Genomic DNA, 20,276 nt, shown 5'->3' on the forward strand with positions numbered 1-20,276 from the left:
TCGGCAACAAGTATAATTTAATTAGCAATATACCTGGAAAGACCTTCTTTTAATGGTGTCACCTGTAACGGAAAAATATCCTTTTGCAACAATTTATCAACTATTATTTTATCATGGGGATACGTTTTTAGCTTATCTTCGAGTTGAATCCCTTTTTTGGAAAACAGCGAAAATACTTTTATTATAATATCTATAACCGATAGAGGGATGTAGCATTTATATTTTTTAACACCAATAATCTCAGAAATTACATCAACAAGCCCGGTATAAGAAACGATTTCCTTCCCCACCAAAAACAGCGTCCTGTCTTTGAACTGGCACAAATTGTTTAACGTCTCACAGATTGCTTTTATTACATCATCAATATAAACAGGTTGAAGTTTATATTTTCCATTTCCCAGGAGATAAATTATTTTTCTGTTTTTAACAGCATGTACGAGCCTTGCAATAGTTCCGTCATCCCCGTTGCCGTAAATAACAGATGGCCGTAAGATAGTAAAATTCAATCCGGATTTCCGAACAATGTCTTCGGCTTTTTCCTTAGACTTTGAATAGTGGTTTTTTACAGGCAACACGGCATTAAGTGTGCTAAAAAACACAAATTGTTCGACACCGTATTGTCTACTTGACTCAACTAAATTTCGGGTTCCCTCTACATTAACCTGGCAAACAACTTCCGGATCAGGGCTTTGTATGACCGCTGCCAGATGCACAACCTGCCGCGCCCCTTTTACAGCGCTATCTATTACCTTCTTGTCCCTTATGTCCCCTTGAATGACCTCAATGTGTTTATCGCAAATATTTATTTTTGCCGGTTCATTTCTGACCAAACAACGAACCCTTTTCTGCTGTCCCGCCAGGGCATTAACAAGATGATAACCTACGAACCCGGCGGCGCCTGTTACTAAAATCATGACGCCAATACCTTAGTCTTAATAAATTTCGATATCCACTTAAGTCTAAAATAATAGGAATTATATGCCTTCCCTTTCAGTTTGATTAGCTGCTCTTTGGAAAGATTTTTGTGCTTATACACCGGCGTATGGATATCATAATTTTCAAAGTCATAATCCAGAATGAGATTCGCCTTATCCATGTCCTGGAAGAACTGTGTTCCGGGATATGGGGTGCTGATAGTAAATTGTGCGCCAATGGTATTGAGTTTTTTGGCGTATTCAATCGTCTCTAAGATTGATTGTTCCGTATCGTCGGGCAAGCCTAAAATATAAAATGCGGTCACTGCGATTTTCTTTTTGTCACAGTAACTCAAAATTCGTTCCTGATGTTCGGTATTAATTGGTTTTCTTCCCGTATTGCTCAGGATTGTTTTGTTGGCAGACTCGATGCCAACCTTTATTGCGCGCAATCCTGAATCGTAAAGCAGATCAATCAGCGCTTCATCCAGACAATTCAGGTGAGTTTCACAAACATAATGGACATCTATGTTTCTTTTCATTATTTCTCTTGCAATAAGAGAGACCCTTTCCTTGTTAATGGTAAATATGGGATCTCTGAAGAGAAGGAGACACGCGTTTAATTTCCTTACGAGGAACTCAATCTCATCTACCACATTGTTTGGACTTCTATCACGCCATTTTTTCCCAGCCGTGATAGGATACGGGCAATAACTTGCACAAGAGAACGTGCAACCTCGGCTTGACACAATAGGAAAAAACCGTTTACCTTTGGAGAACATGAAATAGGGCTTATATTTGAAACTATCCAGGGGGAAAATCTCCCAATCCGGAAACGGCAATGTATCAAGGTTTTCTACGATACCGGCTTCAACAATACCGTTTGGAAGTGGAGAGCGTAAATCAAATTTCATGAAAAATGACTCAGGTTCTCCTTTTATTACAAAATCAACATGTGGCAAATAAATCTCCGGCTTTACTGTCGCGAAAGGGCCGACGATACAAATTTTGGCGCATATCTGTTCCTTAATTCTCCTCACGTACTCGATTTCATTTCTAAAATCCACTATAGAACTATAGATAATAACCAAATCAGTTTCCTCCGGAGGCACTGCATCACTGACCACGGAAACCACATGACCTCGTTCTTTCAGTATTCCCGCAAGATAGCCCATGGCAAGGACCGGATAATTAATCCCTTCTTTCTTCAAAAATGTCAAAATTCTCGCCATGAACGAATCGCCAAAATGACTGACCGTTCCCATGCCGCCTGAAACATCTTTATTGACAAAACCTTTTTTCCGGGACTTTGTTTGTAAAAGCGCTATTTTCATCTTGTTTGCCTCTTCTCGATAACAGATTCCAAAACCCTTTGAAACTTGTCAGCTTGTTTTTCCCACGAAATGCTTTCGATAAATTTTATCCCACTTTCAGACATTTTTTGTAGTTGCGCCGGCGAAGCTTTGAGCCTGGCTATACTATCTGCAATTTTTTCGGGATTATTTACTGGCACCAGTTCAATAGCGCCTGATATTTTAGCAAGATAGGGCACATCACCGACGGGCGTAGCTATCACCGGCGTTCCAAATGACATCGCCTCTAAGTACGTAATTGGAAATACCTCGTGATAAGACGTCCGTATCATCAAATCCGCCCGTTTTATTAATTGGTTCTTGATGTCACCCAGAACCGGACCAATCACGGAAATATACTCTTCTATACCAGAGCGGCTTGATTCTTCTCTGATTTCCTTTACCAGTTCACCACTTCCCGCGAAAATCAGCTTAACCTTAATACCCCTCGTTTTCAAAATTTTTATCGCCTCTACCAAATCAAAAATTCCTTTTTCTTTAATAAACCTTCCAAGATAGAGCAATACAAAGGCCTCATCCCCAATACCGTATTTTTTTAAAACATCGGTATCGGGTTTTACTTCCTGAAAATCCATTCCTGGATGAATCAGAAAGAGTTTATCCTGAGACAGCTTATGAACATCCAGCAAAAATTTTGCAAGCGAATCCCCCACCGAAATTACCGCGTCTGCATAATTCAGCGTTAATTTCTCGATAACAAAGTATACACGGGCAAAAAGATTATTACCGGCATGCTCTTTTGTAGAACCGAAAATGTGAACGCATACGACATAGGGTTTTTTCAAAAAGAACTTGCAAAAGGCTCCAATTAAAGCGCTTAAAGGGGTTTGTGCATTGATCACATCGGTCTGTTTTATGAGTTTTAGTGTCTTAAAGAAGGAGGAAACGGTCAGGCTTACTGGCTGCAAAACAGAATTTCCTAAAATTGCAGCATCATACACTTTGATATCTTTAGAAAACGTTTTATCGTTCATTTTACCGTTTTTCCCTTTGATCAATGATATGTCCAGCCGTCCGGCAAGTCTCTTCACAAGTTCATACGTATATACTTCCATTCCTCCGGAGATTATTTTTTTGTTATAGAATGGCGGAAAATCTTTACATCCAAGAATAAGCAGGCGGATCATTGGGCCCCTTTCTTGTGATTATACTAAACGTGTTTATTTATTGTGATTTATTAAGAATATGAAAACAAGAACCCCGAAGGGGTAAAATGATTATAGATGAAAAAACCGAAAACAACACCCAATCCCAAGGGGATGACATAATAGACACGCCGGGCATTTCACGGAAAAACGATCATATCACCCCTTCGGGGTTTATCGGCTGGTTTTTATGCTATCGTCTATAATCATTTCATCCCTACGGGATTTATAGCGCTTTTATTGAATAGTATTAAATCTATAGTAAGGAATTTCAAAATAAAATCACAATCTATAAACCTTCTTAAGTATCTATGCCCCGGCTTTTTATTCGCGATAGTAGCGCTGAAACGAACGTCGTTCCCATACTTGTAACATTACGCTGCTTCCACAGTCTTACAAAGCAATTTGCCCGTATATCTCCATCAGCCTCCGGTAATGTTTTTCCTGGTTGAGTTCGTCTTCAACAAATTTTTGGGCTTTTTCTCCCATCTCCGCAAGCGGAGAGCTATCCGCTAAAAGTGTTTCTATTTTTTCACTGAGATCCTCCGCATTTCCCGGCTGGAAGGTCAAACCCGTCTCATTATCCCTGATGAGTTCCGGAATACCGCCTATCCTTGCGCCAATTACCGGTATGCCCATCGCAAAAGCCTCAATAACGGACATGGGATTATTTTCATACCATTCCGATGGAAGGATTGCCGCCATGCTGTTTTTTATTTCCCGATACAAGTCTTCTCCCTTCATATACCCAAGGAATCTAACATTATCAATACCATCGGACTTGACCTTTTCCCGGAGTTCTTCTCTCATAGGCCCGTCTCCGATGATCTTGACCGTAATGCCATTGTTGTGCTTATGCTCCCGGAACACTATTTTAGCCGCTTCAATCAACGTCAGCAGCCCCTTTTCCGGAGAAAGTCTTCCAAAATAAACAAGAGTCTTCTCCTTCCCCTCTTTCCCGTGCTTTACATCTCCGGAAAGCCCGCTGAACTTCTCGCTATCAATATAATTTGGCAGACAGACAATTTCTTTTTTAAACCCCATCTCCGAGAGTTTATCTTTGAGAAAACGGCTTGGGGAAATGAAAATATCCACATTATCATAAATATCAAGCGCTTTATGATGAAGGTACATCTCTGAAGTGCTTAAAAGAGTTTTAGCAAGCGACTCTTTAACGCACCTTTTTTTTATCGCCATAAAATATTTTCCGCCATAACAGGCTTCACAGGGTTTCTCAAAGGCCTGAAGATGGTAAGAGGCGCACACCATCTTATAGTCATGAAGCGTCATTACCACAGGTATCTTTCTCTTTTTAAGCACGTGAAGAATTGATGGAGAAATATGGTGGTAAATATTATGAAGATGGGCAATATCCACGGGATATTTATCCAATAACTGAGAGAGAAGTTTCTTTGCCTCAAAAAAATAGAGTATTCTGCCGCCAGTCTTAAGTTTAGACATCATCCCGCTGTTATTAGTATGTAACTCTACATAAGGCAAAAAATAACAACTCGTCTCGCAAGGGATGTTTTGAGGGTGATGCATTGAAAAAAAACGGAACGGTGGCCTTTTGATTCTAAAAGACGGGCTGTATTTAAATAGACCGCCTCTGCCCCGCCCCGAAAATAATGAAATTTATTTATATGAAGAATATTCATATGGCTCTCCAACGATAACCCCATTTCCTTGTGTAGTTAAATATATCTTCCCTTTGCCATGCGGATCTATTGCTAAACAGATAATCTTTAAAGAAATCGTTAACAAATCATCGTTATGGATAGGAACCCAATTTCTGCCACCGTCGGCACTTTTATACATTCCCGATGTAAATCCTTTGATATCTTCGTCTCCTGCACCGGGAACAGAAGCAAGATAGAGGGCGCCATCATGCGGATCAATACCCATTGCGCCGCCATGGAATATATAAGGCGGTGTAACCTTCTTCCATTTTTTTCCACCGTCAGTAGTCTTGTAAACCCCGTGTTTTCTTAATCCGACATAGACAATATCCGGATTATCAGGATCAAGCGCCATACCGCCAACAAATTGATCCATCCCCTTTATGCCATCCTGTGGCAAATCTTCGCTGATAATTTCCCAATCTTTGCCACCGTTTACAGTCTTGTATACTCCATTGCCTTTATCTAAAATATAAATTACCCCGGATGATTTGGGATGAATCAGGATTAAGTTCCCTTTTCTTTGGAAAATAGTATCTGTCTTCCCTGTGGTAACTTTCTCCCACTCTTTTCCACCATTGATTGTTTTATAAAGCCCCTTTTCTGTCAGAGCGGCGAATACCGTATCGTAATTTGCAGGATCAATAGCCAAAGCTGTTACCCCGGCAACCGGGAGACCTTTATTTGCCTCATGCCAATCTTTCCCGCCGTTTGTACTTTTAAAAATTGTGCCGCTGTTTATTTCCGTTGCATCTCCCCCCAGATAAACGGTTGAAGTTTCATGACGTGGATCAATGGCGAAACATAAACCGTTTTTCATTCTGTATTTTTCCCATATATTTTTATCCTCTTTTTCATCCCAATTGCCAATGCCTTTTAAAGAACGCTCAAAGGTCTTTCCCCTTTCCCCGCTCTGGAGGAATACCCAATCACTGGCTCCTACAAAGAAAATATCCGGTTTTTTCGGATCGAAGGTTATCTGGTGCAGACAGGTAGCTTCCAGACCTTTTACCTTTGCGCGCCAGGTTACACCTCCATCATCGCTTCTCCATATACCGGATCTCCCTGCGGAATAAATTCGTTTGCTGTTAGTTGGATCGACCAACAAGCAATTTGCAAAATATCCGGCGCCCCCCGGCCAATTTGTTTCCTTAATCCACCAACCTTCAGGGTAAATATTTTCTCTCTTACCGGTAAGTTTAACCCAATAATCCCCCCCATTCACGCTTTTATAGATTTGTCCTCTTCGCTCACCGGATCCTGCATATATTATTTCCGGATTTTGAGGATCAATAGTTAATGAAACATATTTTATATTGCTCAAATTGAGCTTTGTTGGCATCAATTCTTCCAATCCTTTATTTTTCGCTACCCATGTATTACCCCCGTCTATTGTCTTAAATATTCCTTGTCCTCCGCAAGCTGCATATATTATGTTGGGATTTATAGGATCCATGACTAATTGATGCGCATCACCGATCATATCTCCTATCTTTATCCAACCATCCCCCCCATCGCTGCTTTTGAAGATGCCTCCCTGAAAATCTTTTCCTCTTTCCTTTCCTATGACCGAAGATGCATAAACTATTTGTGGATTAGCCGGGTTTATCAGGAGTGACGATACGCATTTCCCATCGAGACCCTTTCTTAACCAGGTAATCCCCCCATCTGTAGTTTTGAAAATGCCGTCTTTGTAACTACCTGCATAAATAATTTTAGAATCTCCAGGATCGACAACAATTAATCCCCTCCCTTTGGGCCTGCTCACTCCTATTCTATCGAATTTTACCTTTCGGGTCAAAAGTTGCCAGGATTTTCCATGATCTGAACTTTTGAATATCCCCCCCTTCTGAGAATTACCAACTCCGAGATACATGATTCTCTGTTTCTGGTCAATTGTCAGCGCCGCTGCCAGCCTATCCGTGGGCCACTGTAATCCTTTATTAACCGGCATCCATGAGTCTCCATAATCCGTGCTCTTGTAAATACCCCCAACATCAATGCCTGCATACACAATGTTTGGTTCCTTCTGGTTAATAATTACAAAATTTGTAAATCCTCCCCCATTGATATTAATTGGGGACCAACGATAATTAACGTGCGTCGATGGGCTGGTTTCATCAGCCTTGAGGATGCAGACGCTTAAAATAGCTAATGAACAAATGAAAAGAAAAATTGTTTTTTTCATGGCAATTTTTCTATAAACATAAAAATCTGATTCTTATGTTAGCCATTGCGTTAAATCCTTATGTATCAAATCCTGTAATTTCAATATATCTTCTCTATAGATCTCTTTCAGAAGTTTTCTGTTAGAACCTTCTAATTGGGACTTGTGAGCAAAGCTTTCCAAAATCTTATTTCTTATGCTTGTCCTGGCTCCTGCGGGTAGGAATTTTTTGATTAGCTCTTTCAACAAGTTCTGCTTGTATATGAGCTTTCCCAAAAGTTTATTCTTGTCACCCACCGATACATTATGTTTCAGGCTAGTTTCAATATTGAAAGAGCTATCCACACCAAGGAACTCCAGTAAATCATGAACAAGCTGTTTAGAATTCACCTCTAAATTTTCAAAAAGATATACTCTCACCTGGTCAAAAGTATCTTTATAAGACTTTATCTGATTATAGTAAAAACCATAATCAATATAGTTATAATATTTTGATAATTGCCTTGATTTCCATTTTTCGATTACCTCTTCAAAAGGAAAATTAAGCAAACCACCCGCTCTGTCATTCAAATAATGAGAAAAGGCCCTCTCTGCAGGATCACGAATAATTATGATAATTTTTAATTCTTTCCAATGGGGATGATATTTTTTTATATTTTTTATGGTTTCCTCATAGAGATATAAATAGACCGTTGAAGCTTCTCCTGCTATCCGTGAATCTCCTGCATCTTTAAATAAATCCAGATATTTATGAAAATCACTTACTATATTTATCCGGTTAAAAATATCTTCGTCCTTTTCCTTTGCCTCCGCAAAGGAGAAAAAACACGGCTCTTTATTCTTTGACATAAATATCTGAGGATGCTGTTGTAAGTAGGAATAAAGGGAAGTCGTACCGCTCTTTGCTGCGCCAACTACCAGAAAGTCTGGCAAGCTCATTCCTCCCCCCGAGGCTTTAACGTACATTAGCATTTGCCTCGAATTTTGGGTTTTGCGCATCGGAGCTGATCCTATTTTTTTCATCCAGGATATTAGCGGCAATTACAAGACCGGCAAAAGCCGAAAAATAGTACTGAAAATTAATCTTCCATAGCATATGGGTGAAAAAGCATATAATTACATAAGCAAAAAGAACGGAGATAAAAACTACGGAAAGACATTTAAAATAGAACTGCTTTGTATAACGGAACAATTTAAAAGATTCCCGAAACAACGTAAAGAGATACAACAAATAAACAGATAAGCCGCAGATCCCCGTAGTCATTAGTAAGGTTAAATAATTGTTGTGTTCTTCTACAGAGTCTTTCGTACGCAAATTTGCTATTGCAGATTGAATATCAAAACCATTGCCAAGCAGCTTCTCCATTATGGTGCTATTGTTAAGAAAATAATGAAGATTCGATTGCCATATGCCCACCCTGGCGCTTAATAAATCGGGATCGAGATTAAAAAAATTTCCCGTTTTTAAAATTACATATATATCGCTAAACCGGTCCCGAACGGTAGGGTTAAAAACCGCCATGAAGATAATCAAACAAAGAACAGGCGCCGTAATCTTAAAATTCTTTCTAACCAGATTCCATACAAGAAGCAGAACAGCTATCCCTATCCACACATTTCTGGTATAGGTTTTATATATTGAAAAAAGCAGCAGCGCCATAAAAACAAACCAGAATATTTTCCTGGAACTTCTTGCAGATATTGAATAGAAAAAAAGACAAACGGGAAAGACTGACAATAAATAATAAGAAATGAGATTAGCATAAGAACCAAAGGTACCATAACGAATATACCCCCCCATCATATAATAAGTTCCCTGCATGTAATTCTTTATGAAGAGGGCATACGGTATCAAAAAGGCTATAAAAATACTCCAGCATATTGTATCTATCCTCTTTCTATAAGTTTTATCTCCCCCGCGAAGAACCACTAAAATAGTTATATTAAGGATCAAAAATCCTTGAAGCAACTTAAGCCAGTATCCGAAACCCGTTATGAAGTCCTGGGTAAAAAATATCGGAACAATACTTAAACCCATGAAGACGCCATAGACCTTGTTTACACTTAAACGGAAGATATTATAACCGGAGAAAAGAAAATAACATAAAGAAAGCGCTGCGACTGAAACTCCCATATATTGCGTTATTCTAATATCTCCAGCTGCTTCAACATCATAAAAGACATCAACAATACTTCTGCTTGCCAAAAGAAAATAAAAGGCATACTCTATCTTAGTAAAAAAAATAAGCAGAAAGACCATGGCGCCCAGTATGGCAAAGGCTTTGAAATCGTGCTGTAAAATCATGAGGCCGAAAAAACAGGATATCAGCCCTGCAAAAAACATGTTGAGAGATTTTTCATTAATCGCGCTTTTTATTAGCATATGAGGATATATACAAGGATAATTATTGAATGAATCAGTTGTCATCCATTTTACGAACGGCGCTTCCCAAGATTCTCTTTACTTGCATTATACGAATTAGCCGTTGTGGTAAACCAATGAGTAAACTCATCATCATAAATAAAATATCAGATACGTTTAGAACATTATATTCAATTTCATAGTTGTATTTCTTCAGATAATGCCCTGCCAACATATTAAAAATCTTGACTTCTCGGGGAAGCAGATTCTTTTTCCATTTATTCGTATTTTCCTTGTTCAGTGGTTTGAATATTAACTCTGAATGATGTGGTATCGTATGTTTGTGACTAGTCTTATAAAAATCCAGCAGTGGGATCCTCTAGAGTCGACCTATCCCTATTACAGAACAAATGGATTTTATTGTATTCTCAGGATTTTCCAACAAATCTTCATAGCGAATGGTTATTTTATTTTCTTCGGGTATTTTCTTAAAAGATTTTTCAATTCTGAATAGTTTATACCTCCAATCCAGGGCAGCAGCGGCAACATTATCATTGAAGGAATTCATTTTCCGCCAGCTATCAAACACATCTCTTCCATCACGCACGATGTGTATAAACTTAGCATCAGGAAACAACGTTTGTAAAATATCTATTTTCCGGAAAAAAGAGGGTGTCTTGTTACCCCAAATACTTTTTTCCTTCACTCCGGCAATATGCAGAGAATATCCTGTCTATAAGCTCCCTTAGTGTTAATTTTTCATGGTGAGAGAATTGTGAGAAAAAAATCGTTATAATGACCATCAACATATGTCGATTGAAAGTCGGATTTTGATGAAAGAAAATTGCCAAAAGACCTTAAAGCGCTACCGGAGATAGAGCGTTTAAGATATTTCTTTCGTAAAAATGGCATTAAAAAAAAAGATTCTCTCGGTATGGCAATCTGAGAATGGGTATTTAAGATCAGGCGAAGCAACGTGGTACCAGACCTCTGGGTACCTACGATAAAAAATTGTTTTTTTACTGAATTCATACGACTTCTTTTCCGGCCGCAATAACCCCTTGTTTATAAAAGTTTTATATAAGTCTCTCCGTGCGGACGGAATGATGTCTCCTTTACCTGCAGCGGTTGCTTGGTTGCATTATCCGCCAGCATCTCTTCCATCGTTCTCGATTTTGCAGCCTCTAGCTGATGAGTTTGTTTTTGCATTTCTATTTTATTTTCTTCCACAAGCCTTGGAGCAGCAGCATTTGCTCCAACGTGAATAAGTGCAGGCAATAACAAAGTAGCTTGCGATAGTAACAGTAACCTACATATTTTACGCATATTCTCCTCCTTCTCTTCTTTAAATTAAAAAACAAAAGTACGCTCCAAAATTACTATTTACAAATTGATTTTTTTTGATGCACCCCCCCTTTCTTAAGTTAAACATGGACAAACAAAGTTTGTCGTTCGATTGAGCGCTTACGACAAAGTCCATGCTACCCTGTAACCCGCTCAAATAAAATGAGAATTCTTATACAATTAAATTTTAAAATGCCAAAAAAAAAGGCCTTACTGCAAAGATATTCTAAGATACATCTTCGGCAGTAAGGCTGTCTCATGAGCGGTTTAAATTGTTTAAACTGCTTAAATGGCTGACGAGATCCTTTACTTTGCGCCCCCTGATCACTCAGGGTTTGCCTTTTTCGGGACGGTATTTTTCGTACGAATCCTAATTTTTTGTTAAATTATGTCAACAATAATTCTATCCATAGATCAGGTTAAAAAAACTTGTAAAAAATGACTTAGAAGGCATCAACCAAGCATACTTTTAATTGTCAAAAAGAATGCCACAAACAAGACCAAAATGTTTATCGTGTAATATTTATCATAAACCATTTGGATGCAGTCTATTATAAGATACCATAAAGCAGAATCGTCCGTTGCTAAGGCAAAGGAAAAGTGTGACATGGCACACAAGTGTGACGTCGCACTTATGTGCCATGTCACACAAAACCCTTTTTTATTTGTTCATCGATATAAACTTCACCAGCTTCAATTGAACTGCCTATTTGAAATTGTTTTGAATTTCTGATTTCATGCCTTGGTGTTAACGGTTTTCTATGAATAAAACTTACAAAAAAGTTTTTAAAGGTAACACTCTACTACAGGGCATTATACAAATCCTGCACTTCCTGGTCGGTCAAGGCACGTTTGTAAATTCTAACATCATCAATCGTACCATTAAAATAACCATTAAACCCTGTATGCCCTATTCTCATGTTGGAATACAATGTCAATGGCACAACCGTATTCCCCGCCGGATGGGTTCGAGTATTGGCCAGCTGCCCATTTACATAGAGCATCTGTTTCCCTGTAGCCTTGTTGTAAGTGCCAACTACATGATACCAACCACCAACCGAATTGACCAAATCCTTTATAGCAGTTTTCTGTGTCTTATTTCCACTTCCATCCTGTGTCACGAGGATAAATTGAAGTGTATCAGGTGCGGTTTTATAAAATCGCACATCAAAACCCTCTCGAAGTTGCAAACTTGGATTCCATCCATATCCACCAAATATGGCATCAACACCCGTTGCATCATTTGCATTTTTATAGAACCATGCAGCAATGGAAATCTCTTCATGATTCATACGGGAAATTGATACGTAATCGTTGATTCCATCAAAGCTTAATCCATTTCCACTCTTCCCGGTCGTCCATGCGGCTCCGTTCACAGCGCCATCATTACCGTTGCCAGACGCATCAGTTGCAATCGCTCCTGCCCCCTCATCAAACGGATAGTGGGCTACCATAGAGTCATTTATATTCGTCTCGACAGTTGTTAGCTCCTGGTTCGCTGAAATCTGGCTTAATGTCTGGACGGCGCCACTTGGCCAGAATATATTAATAGTATCTACCACACTTATATTCCCCAAACCAAAATGAAGTGGGGACACCCCCTGTGAATAAACTTCACCTCCATTCCCATTTAGCTGGCGTGTTTGAATCCCCTGAGAAGTATTTAATACTACCCTGGCGCCAATTCCTGATCGGTTACTCTTTGTGCCTACCAATTTAATTTTTATCCAGTTATTACCATTCCCAGGATTTTTGTAAAGTATTGCCTTCCCATTTGATAGAGGAAATCCCCATCCAAATCCGTTCGACAAAAACAAATCCAGATTTCCGTCATTATTAAGATCTCCCCATGCTGCGCCATAATGACGTCCAACTGCATTTACCGCCGCGCCAACTCCGGCCGTCCCAGTAATATCCTCGAAAGTTCCGTCTCCCAGATTACGATAGAGGGTATTTGTCCTGTTTCCCAGGACATCGCTTGCGTCTACAACATATAAATCTAAATACCCATCATTATCAAAATCTCCCCAAATTGCCCCACTATTATTGCCGATGTGTCCGGTACGTGATTCCTCGGTTACATCGGTAAAAGACCCATTTCCATTATTCCGATAAAGTGTTGATTTAAAATTTGTCTTTATTATAGGTGAATTAGTCTCCACTTGCGAAAAATTCCCGTCAGATATAATATGCCCCCAAAAACCAGGTCCAGATACACTTACAGTCTTAGTCCATTGTATATGCCATGTATTACCCGTTTCTTCTTTCCAAACGAAGAAGGCATTTTCTTTTCCAACATTAATCATCGGCATGCCGGTAACTTCATCGGAATTCAGAGTAAAAGGAATTGTGAGGGGATTTTTTCTATCCTTCCCAACGAATACAGAAGCGGTATTTTTCTGACCATTTATCCGGAGATCAAAAGTAATATTACTACCCGGCTCACATCGAAAGGTCACATCCCCGGGTTCGGTGAATCCAGCTAATGTATTACTAAAATCAATCCTTGTTTGATCCCAAAACAGTGCTCTATGATAATCATTATTGCCCCTGGCAACATAAAGGTCAATGAATCCATCATTATTATAATCCCCCCACGCAACACCCCTCACCGTTTCCTTGTTTCCAACAATAAAGGAATTATTCAGATTGTAGGCACCATTTCCATTATTGCGATATAATTTGCCCGCTTGCCACCCCCCCGCAAACAAATCCATATTTCCATCATTGTCATAGTCAGCAAAAGACATTATATAATCAAATAAATTAGTTAGTCCCGTTGAGGCCGTAACATCATAAAAAGATCCACTTTTATCGTTTTTATATACAACCCCTGTGCCTTCGTCGCCACCAAAAGACACAAACAAATCTAAATAGCCGTCATTATCATAATCTATCCAATTTGTCCCTCGGGCAGAAGTAATGTCAATGCCTGCCTGATTCGAAACATCCGTAAATTTGCCTGTGCCATCTCCTTCCCAAAGTTGACTACTATGATCAGTACCTATTCCACCACCACCGACGCCAATAAACAAATCTAGATTTCCATCGTTATTATAATCTCCTATAGCATACCCATGTCTATCAATTTGACTATCAGTCTTTATACCCGAGTCGTAAATTATATTCGTGAATGTTTCATCCCCCTTATTCTGGTAAAGCGAAGGTCGCCATGTGTGATGAGGGTCCACGATATCCAAATTACCATCATTGTTGATATCTCCCAATAAAGGATTTCCAAATGCATGCTTTTTAGTCTGCTCTAGCCCGGAGATCACTGAAATATCGTTAAATTGAACCGGACTAACCAGAGATGGCGATGGAGTCGCGGAAACTTCATCTGATGATAAACTCTCGCCAAACGAATTTACTGCTGTAACAACGAAATAATATAAAGTCCCATTATTAAGACCTGTCAGTTGATAGGGAGATGTAATTTGCTTTATTTGCATTCCTGCAAGAGTTATCCAGTTTGATTTATTTATTCCAGGGTGTCTTGAAAGATATATATTATAACCAGTTGCTCCAGCAACACTGCCCCACGACAGGTTAACCATGCCGCTTTCGGCTGTAACTTCCAGATTAGGGGGGATGCCAGGCACCTGTCCGTTTGCTTTCAATTCCACGATAAAATTAGAAATCAACGACGGGGTTAATATGATAGTTAATAAAATGAATCTTTTCATCATTGCTTTATCCTCAAAAAACAGATTTGTCCCTATAAATAATTACGATGTAAACAAAAAATATCCTTTATCCACCCGCTACACTTCGCACTTTTAAGTTCCTTTGCGGGCAAAACATCTCATAAGGCATTGTACAAGTCCTGGACTTCCTGACTGGTTAAGGGTTGATTGTAAAGGCGGACGTCGTCAATCTTGCCCTTAAAATAACCATTATTGCCGGAACCCCCTATTTTCATGTCAGGGTATTGAGTCGATGGCATAACCGTGTTTCCCGCCGGATGGTATTGGGTATTAACCAGCTGTCCATTTACATAGAGCTTCTGTTCCCCTGTAGCCTTGTTGTAAGTACCTGCAACGTGATACCAACTACCAACTGAATTGGCCAAATCCTTTATCGCGGTTTTCTGTGTCTTATTTCCACTTCCATCCTGCGTCACGAGAATAAATTGAAGCTTATTGGGAGTAGTTTTGTTAAATCTCAAATCAAACCCCTCCCGCAGTTGTACGTCTGAATTCCATTTATATCCACCGAATATGGCATCAACGCCTGTTGTATCATTTGCATTTTTATAGAACCATGCGGTAATGGAAATCTCGTCATGATTCATACGTGGAATTGATACGTAATCATTGATTCCATCAAGGCTTAACCCATTTCCACTCTTCCCAGTTGTCCATGTGGCTCCATTGATAGCGCCATGATTTCCATTGCCAGATGTATCAGAAGCAATTGTCCCGCCCCCTTCTTCGAACGGATAGTGAGCCTGCAGGCCAATACTAAGGGCATTGTACAAGTCCTGAACTTCCTGGCTGGTTAATGGTTGATTATAAAGGCGGACGTCGTCAATCTTGCCCTTAAAATAACCATTATTGCCGGAACCCCCTATTTTCATGTCAGGATATTGAGTCGATGGCATAACCGTATTTCCCGCCGGATGGTATTGGGTATTAACCAGCTGCCCATTTACATAAAGCTTCTGTTCCCCTGTAGCCTTGTTGTAAGTACCTACAACGTGATACCAACTACCAACTGAATTGACCAAATCCTTTATCGCGGTTTTCTGTGTCTTATTTCCACTTCCATCCTGCGTCACGAGAATAAATTGAAGCTTATTGGGAGTAGTTTTGTTAAATCTCAAATCAAACCCCTCCCGAAGTTGTACGTCTGAATTCCATTTATATCCACCGAATATGGCATCAACACCCGTTGTATCATTTGCATTTTTATAGAACCATGCAGCAATGGAAATCTCGTCATTATTCATACGTGGAACCGACACAAAATCATCAATTCCATCGAAACTCAACGCCCCCTCGCTTTTACCGGTTGTCCATGTGGCTCCATTGATGGTACCATTATTTCCGTAGATTGAAGAATCAATAGCAATCGTCCCGTTCCCTTCATCAAATTTATAGTACCCTACCATACCGGCTTTGAAAACTGTTATATTCACCACGCTAGAAGTCGCCGTTGCTCCATCGTTATCTGTTGCTTTTGCTGAGAGTACATAACTGCCAGCGGTTACATTGTTCCATGTGAGAATGTGAGGTTCGGAGGTTGTTTCACCAAGTTTTGTGCTCCCCGCGTAATACTCAACCTTGCTCACGACACCATCAATATCCGAGGCCGTTGCCGTTATCGTTATGTCCGTTGGCGTTGTAAATGTTGCCCCATTAGAGGGGTTGGTTATAGCCACAGTGGGCGACGCATTATCTCCCAAACCATCGGCCAGATTCCTCCCTCTCGAGAGTATTTCATTGGCGCCTCCTCCGGTCACTACAAATAAATATCCAGTGTAAGGCGAATGTGGCCGGGAAAACGTGGGAAAAAGCTCAAAGCCTGTTTTCCACAAAAGCTTTATAATGTCTATCTGCGATACAGGCGCTACCCTACCAAATCCTCTCCCATTTGCCACATTGTATACCCCCATAATAAACCACCCGTGATAATCCAGAGGCCCTGGTTGATCTATTTCGGTAATATTTTGGTAACCAACATCACCCGGGTACCGATCAAAATAAATATTGGGATAAATTACGTAACCTCTTTTCCACTCACTCGCGCCATATATTTCATACACCCCACTACTACTACCACCGCCTCCGGGAGACCCCTGGTCTACAATATTTGTACCATACCTTATATATTTCGTTTTTATATAATAACTATCTGGAAAGATCGATACCTCTGATACCTTTGCCCCATTATCCCACTCGAGTCGAACGGTCTTGACATCTGCCCCATCCTGTACAACATACGCAGTTGTTAGTGTACCACGATTAGCGCATGCATCAAGGTAAAGCCCTGCCTGATCCTCATTGACACTCTTGATCACCAGATCCTTGATCACATGTTCATAATGGTCTCCGCCAAAAAAACGCCCATATTTCAGTCTTATCTTACTATTCTCTAGAGATACTTCCAATGCTCCAGCTGTATCTGTCCCAATGCTAATACTTCCCCATTCTTGTGCAAAAGAGGGAAAAGACAGAATGAATAAAAATCCTAATATGCCGGTGAAAGAAATCGCCCCTAATATTAATTTATGTCGAATAGCCATTTTCTTACTCCTTAATTAACATTCAAATAAAAAAGCCTTACTGCAAAGATATTTATAAAAACATCTTCGGCAGTAAGGCTATCTTGTTTAAACTACTTCCCTGTATGTTTAAAGACCCTTTACTTTGCGTCCCCTGATTACTCAGGGTTTGCCCTTATCGTTCTGTTTTTCTTTATTTTTTGTTTCAAAAAGGTCGTTATTTTAAAATCACACAGATCATATTTTTTCTTTTTTAGCATAAATATTGTTTTATGTCAAGAAATAATATAATAAATTTTTACAATGCCGGTTTATTTATAACGAAGAACCTTTTCCTCTAAAATAGTTTTTATTTTATCGTCACATCATCAATCCATAGGGTTCCAGGCCCATAGAGCCTGAATTCTGCCCGCAAATATGCCGCATTGGATAGCGCCGTACCCTGAACGGTAATTTTCGTCCAACCCGACGTACCGCTTACCAGGCCAGATGATTTATAGCCTCCCAAATACTTTAAGGAGGAATCCCAGAAGTTTATGACAAGCTTTCCATATTGCTGTATATCGCTTGCCTTCATCCAGACAGAAGCTGTATAATAAGCGCCGGCGAAGGCCCCGATCTCTGTCGTTTTGCTCATCCAGCGCGCAAATGTTCCGATTGATTGGCCGGAAACTATTTTAAGGGATCGACTTCCGCCATGTGCGGCATCTGTCGTCCAGGTGAATGTTCCTTTGCCAGCAGTGAAGTAATTTACCATGGGGTCTGTTTCAAAGCCAGGATTGGGGGCAAGATTGGTTGTTGTGGAATTAGTAGTAAAGGACCTTTCACCTCCGTATTTGGTTCCGGAACTGTTTTTTGCCACCAGCCTGTAGTAATACGTCTTCGCTGCCGACAAGCCGTTTATGCCTATGCTTATTGCTGTGTCGCCTGAACTGCTGACACCCTGCGCCGATGACTTGCTGCCATATGTCCCGCTTATTGTGCCATACTCAAACCATGCTGTAGTTGATAAGCCATTGGCATTCACTGTGCCTCCCAACGTAGCGGAATTTGACGTCACATCGGTCGCTGACCCCGTCACAACCTTTGGAGGTATACCGGTTGATGTTGATACTGTAAAAATATATCCCCTCCCCTTCACCTGACCATTGGTTGCATCGACATCAATACTAACCCCACTCTTTAACCTTATTTCATCGCCAACTATTGCAACATCGGCGCTCCCATCCCCGGACTCAATAAAGTATCCATCGGCACGTTGTACCCCGGTGACCGTCTCACCCGCATTGAGTTTTACCACGCCGTTTTTCGTCACAAACACCACAAAGAGTTTTCCTGTCTTCGGCTGACGTGAATACATGACATCGCTGCTGGCATAACTCTTTGTGCTCCGATACACACTGCCATCCCATGAACGATCGGTGAGAGGAACATTATTTAAATTGTCCCAATTCGGCAAACACCGTATGAGTTTAAGTCTGGGATAGACTTCCGTGATGTTCTGAAAGCTCGGCATATTTCCCGTGCCGCCGAACCGCAGGAACCAATTATACCATGCCCTGTTGATACCAGCATTGGCCGCATAAAGACGATTTTCATACTCGTCGACACTGTTGGGCTGACTGATGCCCATCATATCTTTCGTAATAGCCAATCCTGAATTAAAAATAGCGCTATCATCTACAAATTCCGTACTAGAGCTTTCCTGTGAAATCATATCAGGGGTTAATTCATCTTTGTCTGTACGATCTTTTATCTGATTTATCCATCCCCAGTACACATCATATGGCTCTACGATCCATTTAGCATTAGGAAATTCAGCCAGCATTCTTGCCTTCAATTGTTTGAAAAAAGCAGCTTTCCCATCTTGATATGTTGCATATTCATGCGTTATAGTTCCGTGTAGTAAACCAGACTCTGTCCCCGTCCAATTGGACAAGTAAGTTACTTTGTTACGTCCACTTACCCAACAATAAAAATAACCATCAAGAGGGGATTCATCATACATATGTCCGGCAAAGGTAAATGGCAAGCTTACATCTTCATAGTCATGGCACATAGCTATAACTCCCTCAACAACCATATCGATAACCGCCTGTTGCTGAAAATCCCAAAGTGGATTAAATTCCGTTGATGTGCCCTGAAACCAGCCCGTTGCTATATTGTCCGGAAACGGATCATAGCTCTTCCACGTCATATACTGATTGTAAAAATCTCGTTCTGCTTGTGAATAAGATTTTGTAATGTTTATATTCCTATCATATCCCATACTACTAATCAGCATTTTATCAGGATTAATGAAATAAAATTTAAAACCTGAAAAGTCTTGTTTGCCTTTATAGGTATCAGGGGAGGCATAGATACCGGATTTTATGTTTATAGAATCATACCCCATCTGCCTTGCATATTTTGCGCCACTTTCTGCTGATCCATCTACAGTAATACCATACCAACTTTTCCATGTATCATTCGCTGAAACCGCGGATATTAGCCCTGTTTCAAACAAGAAAAACACTTGAGTGAATACTAAAAACACATATCCTAAAAAAGTATTTGTAATTTTCACAAGTACTTCTCCTAACAAAAGATTTTTAGGTTGTTTGCAACAAAAACTGATACAATATGTCATATGGTTATCAGCTTGGCAACTATTACAACTAAATCTTGTGATAGGAAGAGAAAGAGCACAGAAGTTAATGCAAGTGTGGAGCACCTATATAAGGCTCCAAGAGGAGTTCTTGTATCTTGTAGCTATCCTTGATTGGTATAGTCGATATGTTCTGTTGTGGAGGTTAAATAATTCGCTGGATGTTCATTTTTGAGTAGAGGCATTGGAGGATGTCTTGAAGAAAGGTTGTCCTGGAATATTTAACAGCGACCAGGAATCGCAGTTTACAAGTAATGATTTTACGGGTATCTCTTAAGCAAGGGGATAGCGGGTTTATCCATACCCGACCTGGATGTATATCTGTGCTTCCTTGAGGGAAACATGGGTTTGGTGTTTATTGGCCAGTAAATTTTTCAACTGAAATGAGTCTTATTACCGGAAAAGTCACTGTACACAGC

13 protein-coding genes, 1 pseudogene and 2 riboswitches are annotated in these 20,276 nt (G+C 40.0%); of the genes and pseudogenes, 1 reads left to right on the forward strand and 13 read right to left on the reverse strand.

Annotated features, from left to right (window positions below; genetic code table 11):
• Positions 1–17 precede the first annotated feature (17 nt).
• The 13 genes from BROSI_RS00075 to BROSI_RS00140 form a co-directional block, all read right to left on the reverse strand.
• A complete protein-coding gene (locus BROSI_RS00075) occupies positions 18–914 on the reverse strand; it encodes an NAD-dependent epimerase/dehydratase family protein (protein ID WP_052561175.1) in 897 nt (298 codons plus the stop codon).
• On the reverse strand, positions 911–2,248 hold the full coding sequence (locus tag BROSI_RS00080; protein ID WP_052561177.1) for a B12-binding domain-containing radical SAM protein: 1,338 nt from the start codon (positions 2,246–2,248) through the stop codon (positions 911–913). Before BROSI_RS00080 ends, BROSI_RS00075 begins: the two co-directional genes overlap by 4 nt.
• Positions 2,245–3,414 carry a glycosyltransferase family 4 protein gene (locus tag BROSI_RS00085; RefSeq protein ID WP_052561179.1) on the reverse strand — a complete coding sequence of 390 codons (1,170 nt, stop codon included), beginning with the start codon at positions 3,412–3,414 and terminating at the stop codon, positions 2,245–2,247. The genes BROSI_RS00080 and BROSI_RS00085 overlap by 4 nt, the downstream gene beginning before the upstream one ends.
• 411 nt (positions 3,415–3,825) lie before the next feature.
• Complete coding sequence (locus BROSI_RS00090; RefSeq protein WP_200891658.1) at positions 3,826–4,896, reverse strand: glycosyltransferase family 4 protein; 1,071 nt, start codon at positions 4,894–4,896, stop codon at positions 3,826–3,828.
• A 171-nt stretch (positions 4,897–5,067) separates the two neighbouring features.
• On the reverse strand, positions 5,068–7,299 hold the full coding sequence (locus tag BROSI_RS00095) for a WD40/YVTN/BNR-like repeat-containing protein (protein ID WP_052561181.1): 2,232 nt from the start codon (positions 7,297–7,299) through the stop codon (positions 5,068–5,070).
• Positions 7,300–7,332: 33 nt separating this feature from the next.
• Positions 7,333–8,217, reverse strand: coding sequence for a sulfotransferase (locus tag BROSI_RS00100; RefSeq protein ID WP_157842280.1), 885 nt, complete (start codon positions 8,215–8,217; stop codon positions 7,333–7,335).
• 16 nt (positions 8,218–8,233) lie between these two features.
• Positions 8,234–9,622 (reverse strand): O-antigen ligase family protein, encoded by a 1,389-nt coding sequence (locus BROSI_RS00105; RefSeq protein WP_157842281.1) that lies wholly within the window; start codon positions 9,620–9,622, stop codon positions 8,234–8,236.
• A gap of 397 nt (positions 9,623–10,019) precedes the next feature.
• Entirely contained in the window at positions 10,020–10,346 is a 327-nt protein-coding gene (locus BROSI_RS00115) for a sulfotransferase family protein (RefSeq protein WP_052561188.1), read from the reverse strand.
• 53 nt (positions 10,347–10,399) lie between these two features.
• Positions 10,400–10,672, reverse strand: coding sequence for a sulfotransferase family protein (locus BROSI_RS00120; protein WP_052561190.1), 273 nt, complete (start codon positions 10,670–10,672; stop codon positions 10,400–10,402).
• Positions 10,673–10,705: 33 nt separating this feature from the next.
• Positions 10,706–10,966, reverse strand: a complete 261-nt coding sequence (locus BROSI_RS00125; RefSeq protein ID WP_052561191.1) for a hypothetical protein — start codon at positions 10,964–10,966, stop codon at positions 10,706–10,708.
• A 256-nt stretch (positions 10,967–11,222) separates the two neighbouring features.
• Positions 11,223–11,334: riboswitch (cyclic di-GMP riboswitch) on the reverse strand.
• Between the two features lie 453 nt (positions 11,335–11,787).
• The gene (locus BROSI_RS00130) at positions 11,788–14,673 is read right to left on the reverse strand and encodes an FG-GAP-like repeat-containing protein (RefSeq protein WP_052561193.1); all 2,886 of its coding nucleotides are present in this window, start codon (positions 14,671–14,673) and stop codon (positions 11,788–11,790) included.
• Positions 14,674–14,789: 116 nt separating this feature from the next.
• The gene (locus BROSI_RS00135) at positions 14,790–17,231 is read right to left on the reverse strand and encodes a LamG-like jellyroll fold domain-containing protein (RefSeq protein ID WP_052561196.1); all 2,442 of its coding nucleotides are present in this window, start codon (positions 17,229–17,231) and stop codon (positions 14,790–14,792) included.
• Between the two features lie 65 nt (positions 17,232–17,296).
• A riboswitch (cyclic di-GMP riboswitch) is annotated at positions 17,297–17,394 on the reverse strand.
• Between the two features lie 165 nt (positions 17,395–17,559).
• Entirely contained in the window at positions 17,560–19,776 is a 2,217-nt protein-coding gene (locus tag BROSI_RS00140) for a hypothetical protein (RefSeq protein WP_052561199.1), read from the reverse strand.
• A 133-nt stretch (positions 19,777–19,909) separates the two neighbouring features.
• Here BROSI_RS00140 and BROSI_RS20640 point away from each other — a divergent pair.
• A pseudogene (locus BROSI_RS20640) lies at positions 19,910–20,128 on the forward strand (DDE-type integrase/transposase/recombinase); the annotation flags it as partial.
• Positions 20,129–20,276 lie beyond the last annotated feature (148 nt).

Origin of the sequence: Candidatus Brocadia sinica JPN1 (assembly GCF_000949635.1) — a bacterium.
Taxonomy (GTDB): domain Bacteria; phylum Planctomycetota; class Brocadiia; order Brocadiales; family Brocadiaceae; genus Brocadia; species Brocadia sinica.

Excerpts from the sequence above, each read along its gene's own strand:
- BROSI_RS00090 (WP_200891658.1), bottom strand. The coding sequence starts at position 4,896 with ATGATGTCTAAACTTAAGACTGGCGGCAGAATACTCTATTTTTTTGAG.
- BROSI_RS00105 (WP_157842281.1), bottom strand. The coding sequence starts at position 9,622 with ATGTTTTTTGCAGGGCTGATATCCTGTTTTTTCGGCCTCATGATTTTA.
- BROSI_RS00075 (WP_052561175.1), bottom strand. The coding sequence starts at position 914 with ATGATTTTAGTAACAGGCGCCGCCGGGTTCGTAGGTTATCATCTTGTT.
- BROSI_RS00095 (WP_052561181.1), bottom strand. The coding sequence starts at position 7,299 with ATGAAAAAAACAATTTTTCTTTTCATTTGTTCATTAGCTATTTTAAGC.
- BROSI_RS00135 (WP_052561196.1), bottom strand. The coding sequence starts at position 17,231 with ATGGCTATTCGACATAAATTAATATTAGGGGCGATTTCTTTCACCGGC.
- BROSI_RS00125 (WP_052561191.1), bottom strand. The coding sequence starts at position 10,966 with ATGCGTAAAATATGTAGGTTACTGTTACTATCGCAAGCTACTTTGTTA.
- BROSI_RS00085 (WP_052561179.1), bottom strand. The coding sequence starts at position 3,414 with ATGATCCGCCTGCTTATTCTTGGATGTAAAGATTTTCCGCCATTCTAT.
- BROSI_RS00120 (WP_052561190.1), bottom strand. The coding sequence starts at position 10,672 with ATGAATTCAGTAAAAAAACAATTTTTTATCGTAGGTACCCAGAGGTCT.
- BROSI_RS00100 (WP_157842280.1), bottom strand. The coding sequence starts at position 8,217 with ATGAGCTTGCCAGACTTTCTGGTAGTTGGCGCAGCAAAGAGCGGTACG.
- BROSI_RS00130 (WP_052561193.1), bottom strand. The coding sequence starts at position 14,673 with ATGATGAAAAGATTCATTTTATTAACTATCATATTAACCCCGTCGTTG.
- BROSI_RS00080 (WP_052561177.1), bottom strand. The coding sequence starts at position 2,248 with ATGAAAATAGCGCTTTTACAAACAAAGTCCCGGAAAAAAGGTTTTGTC.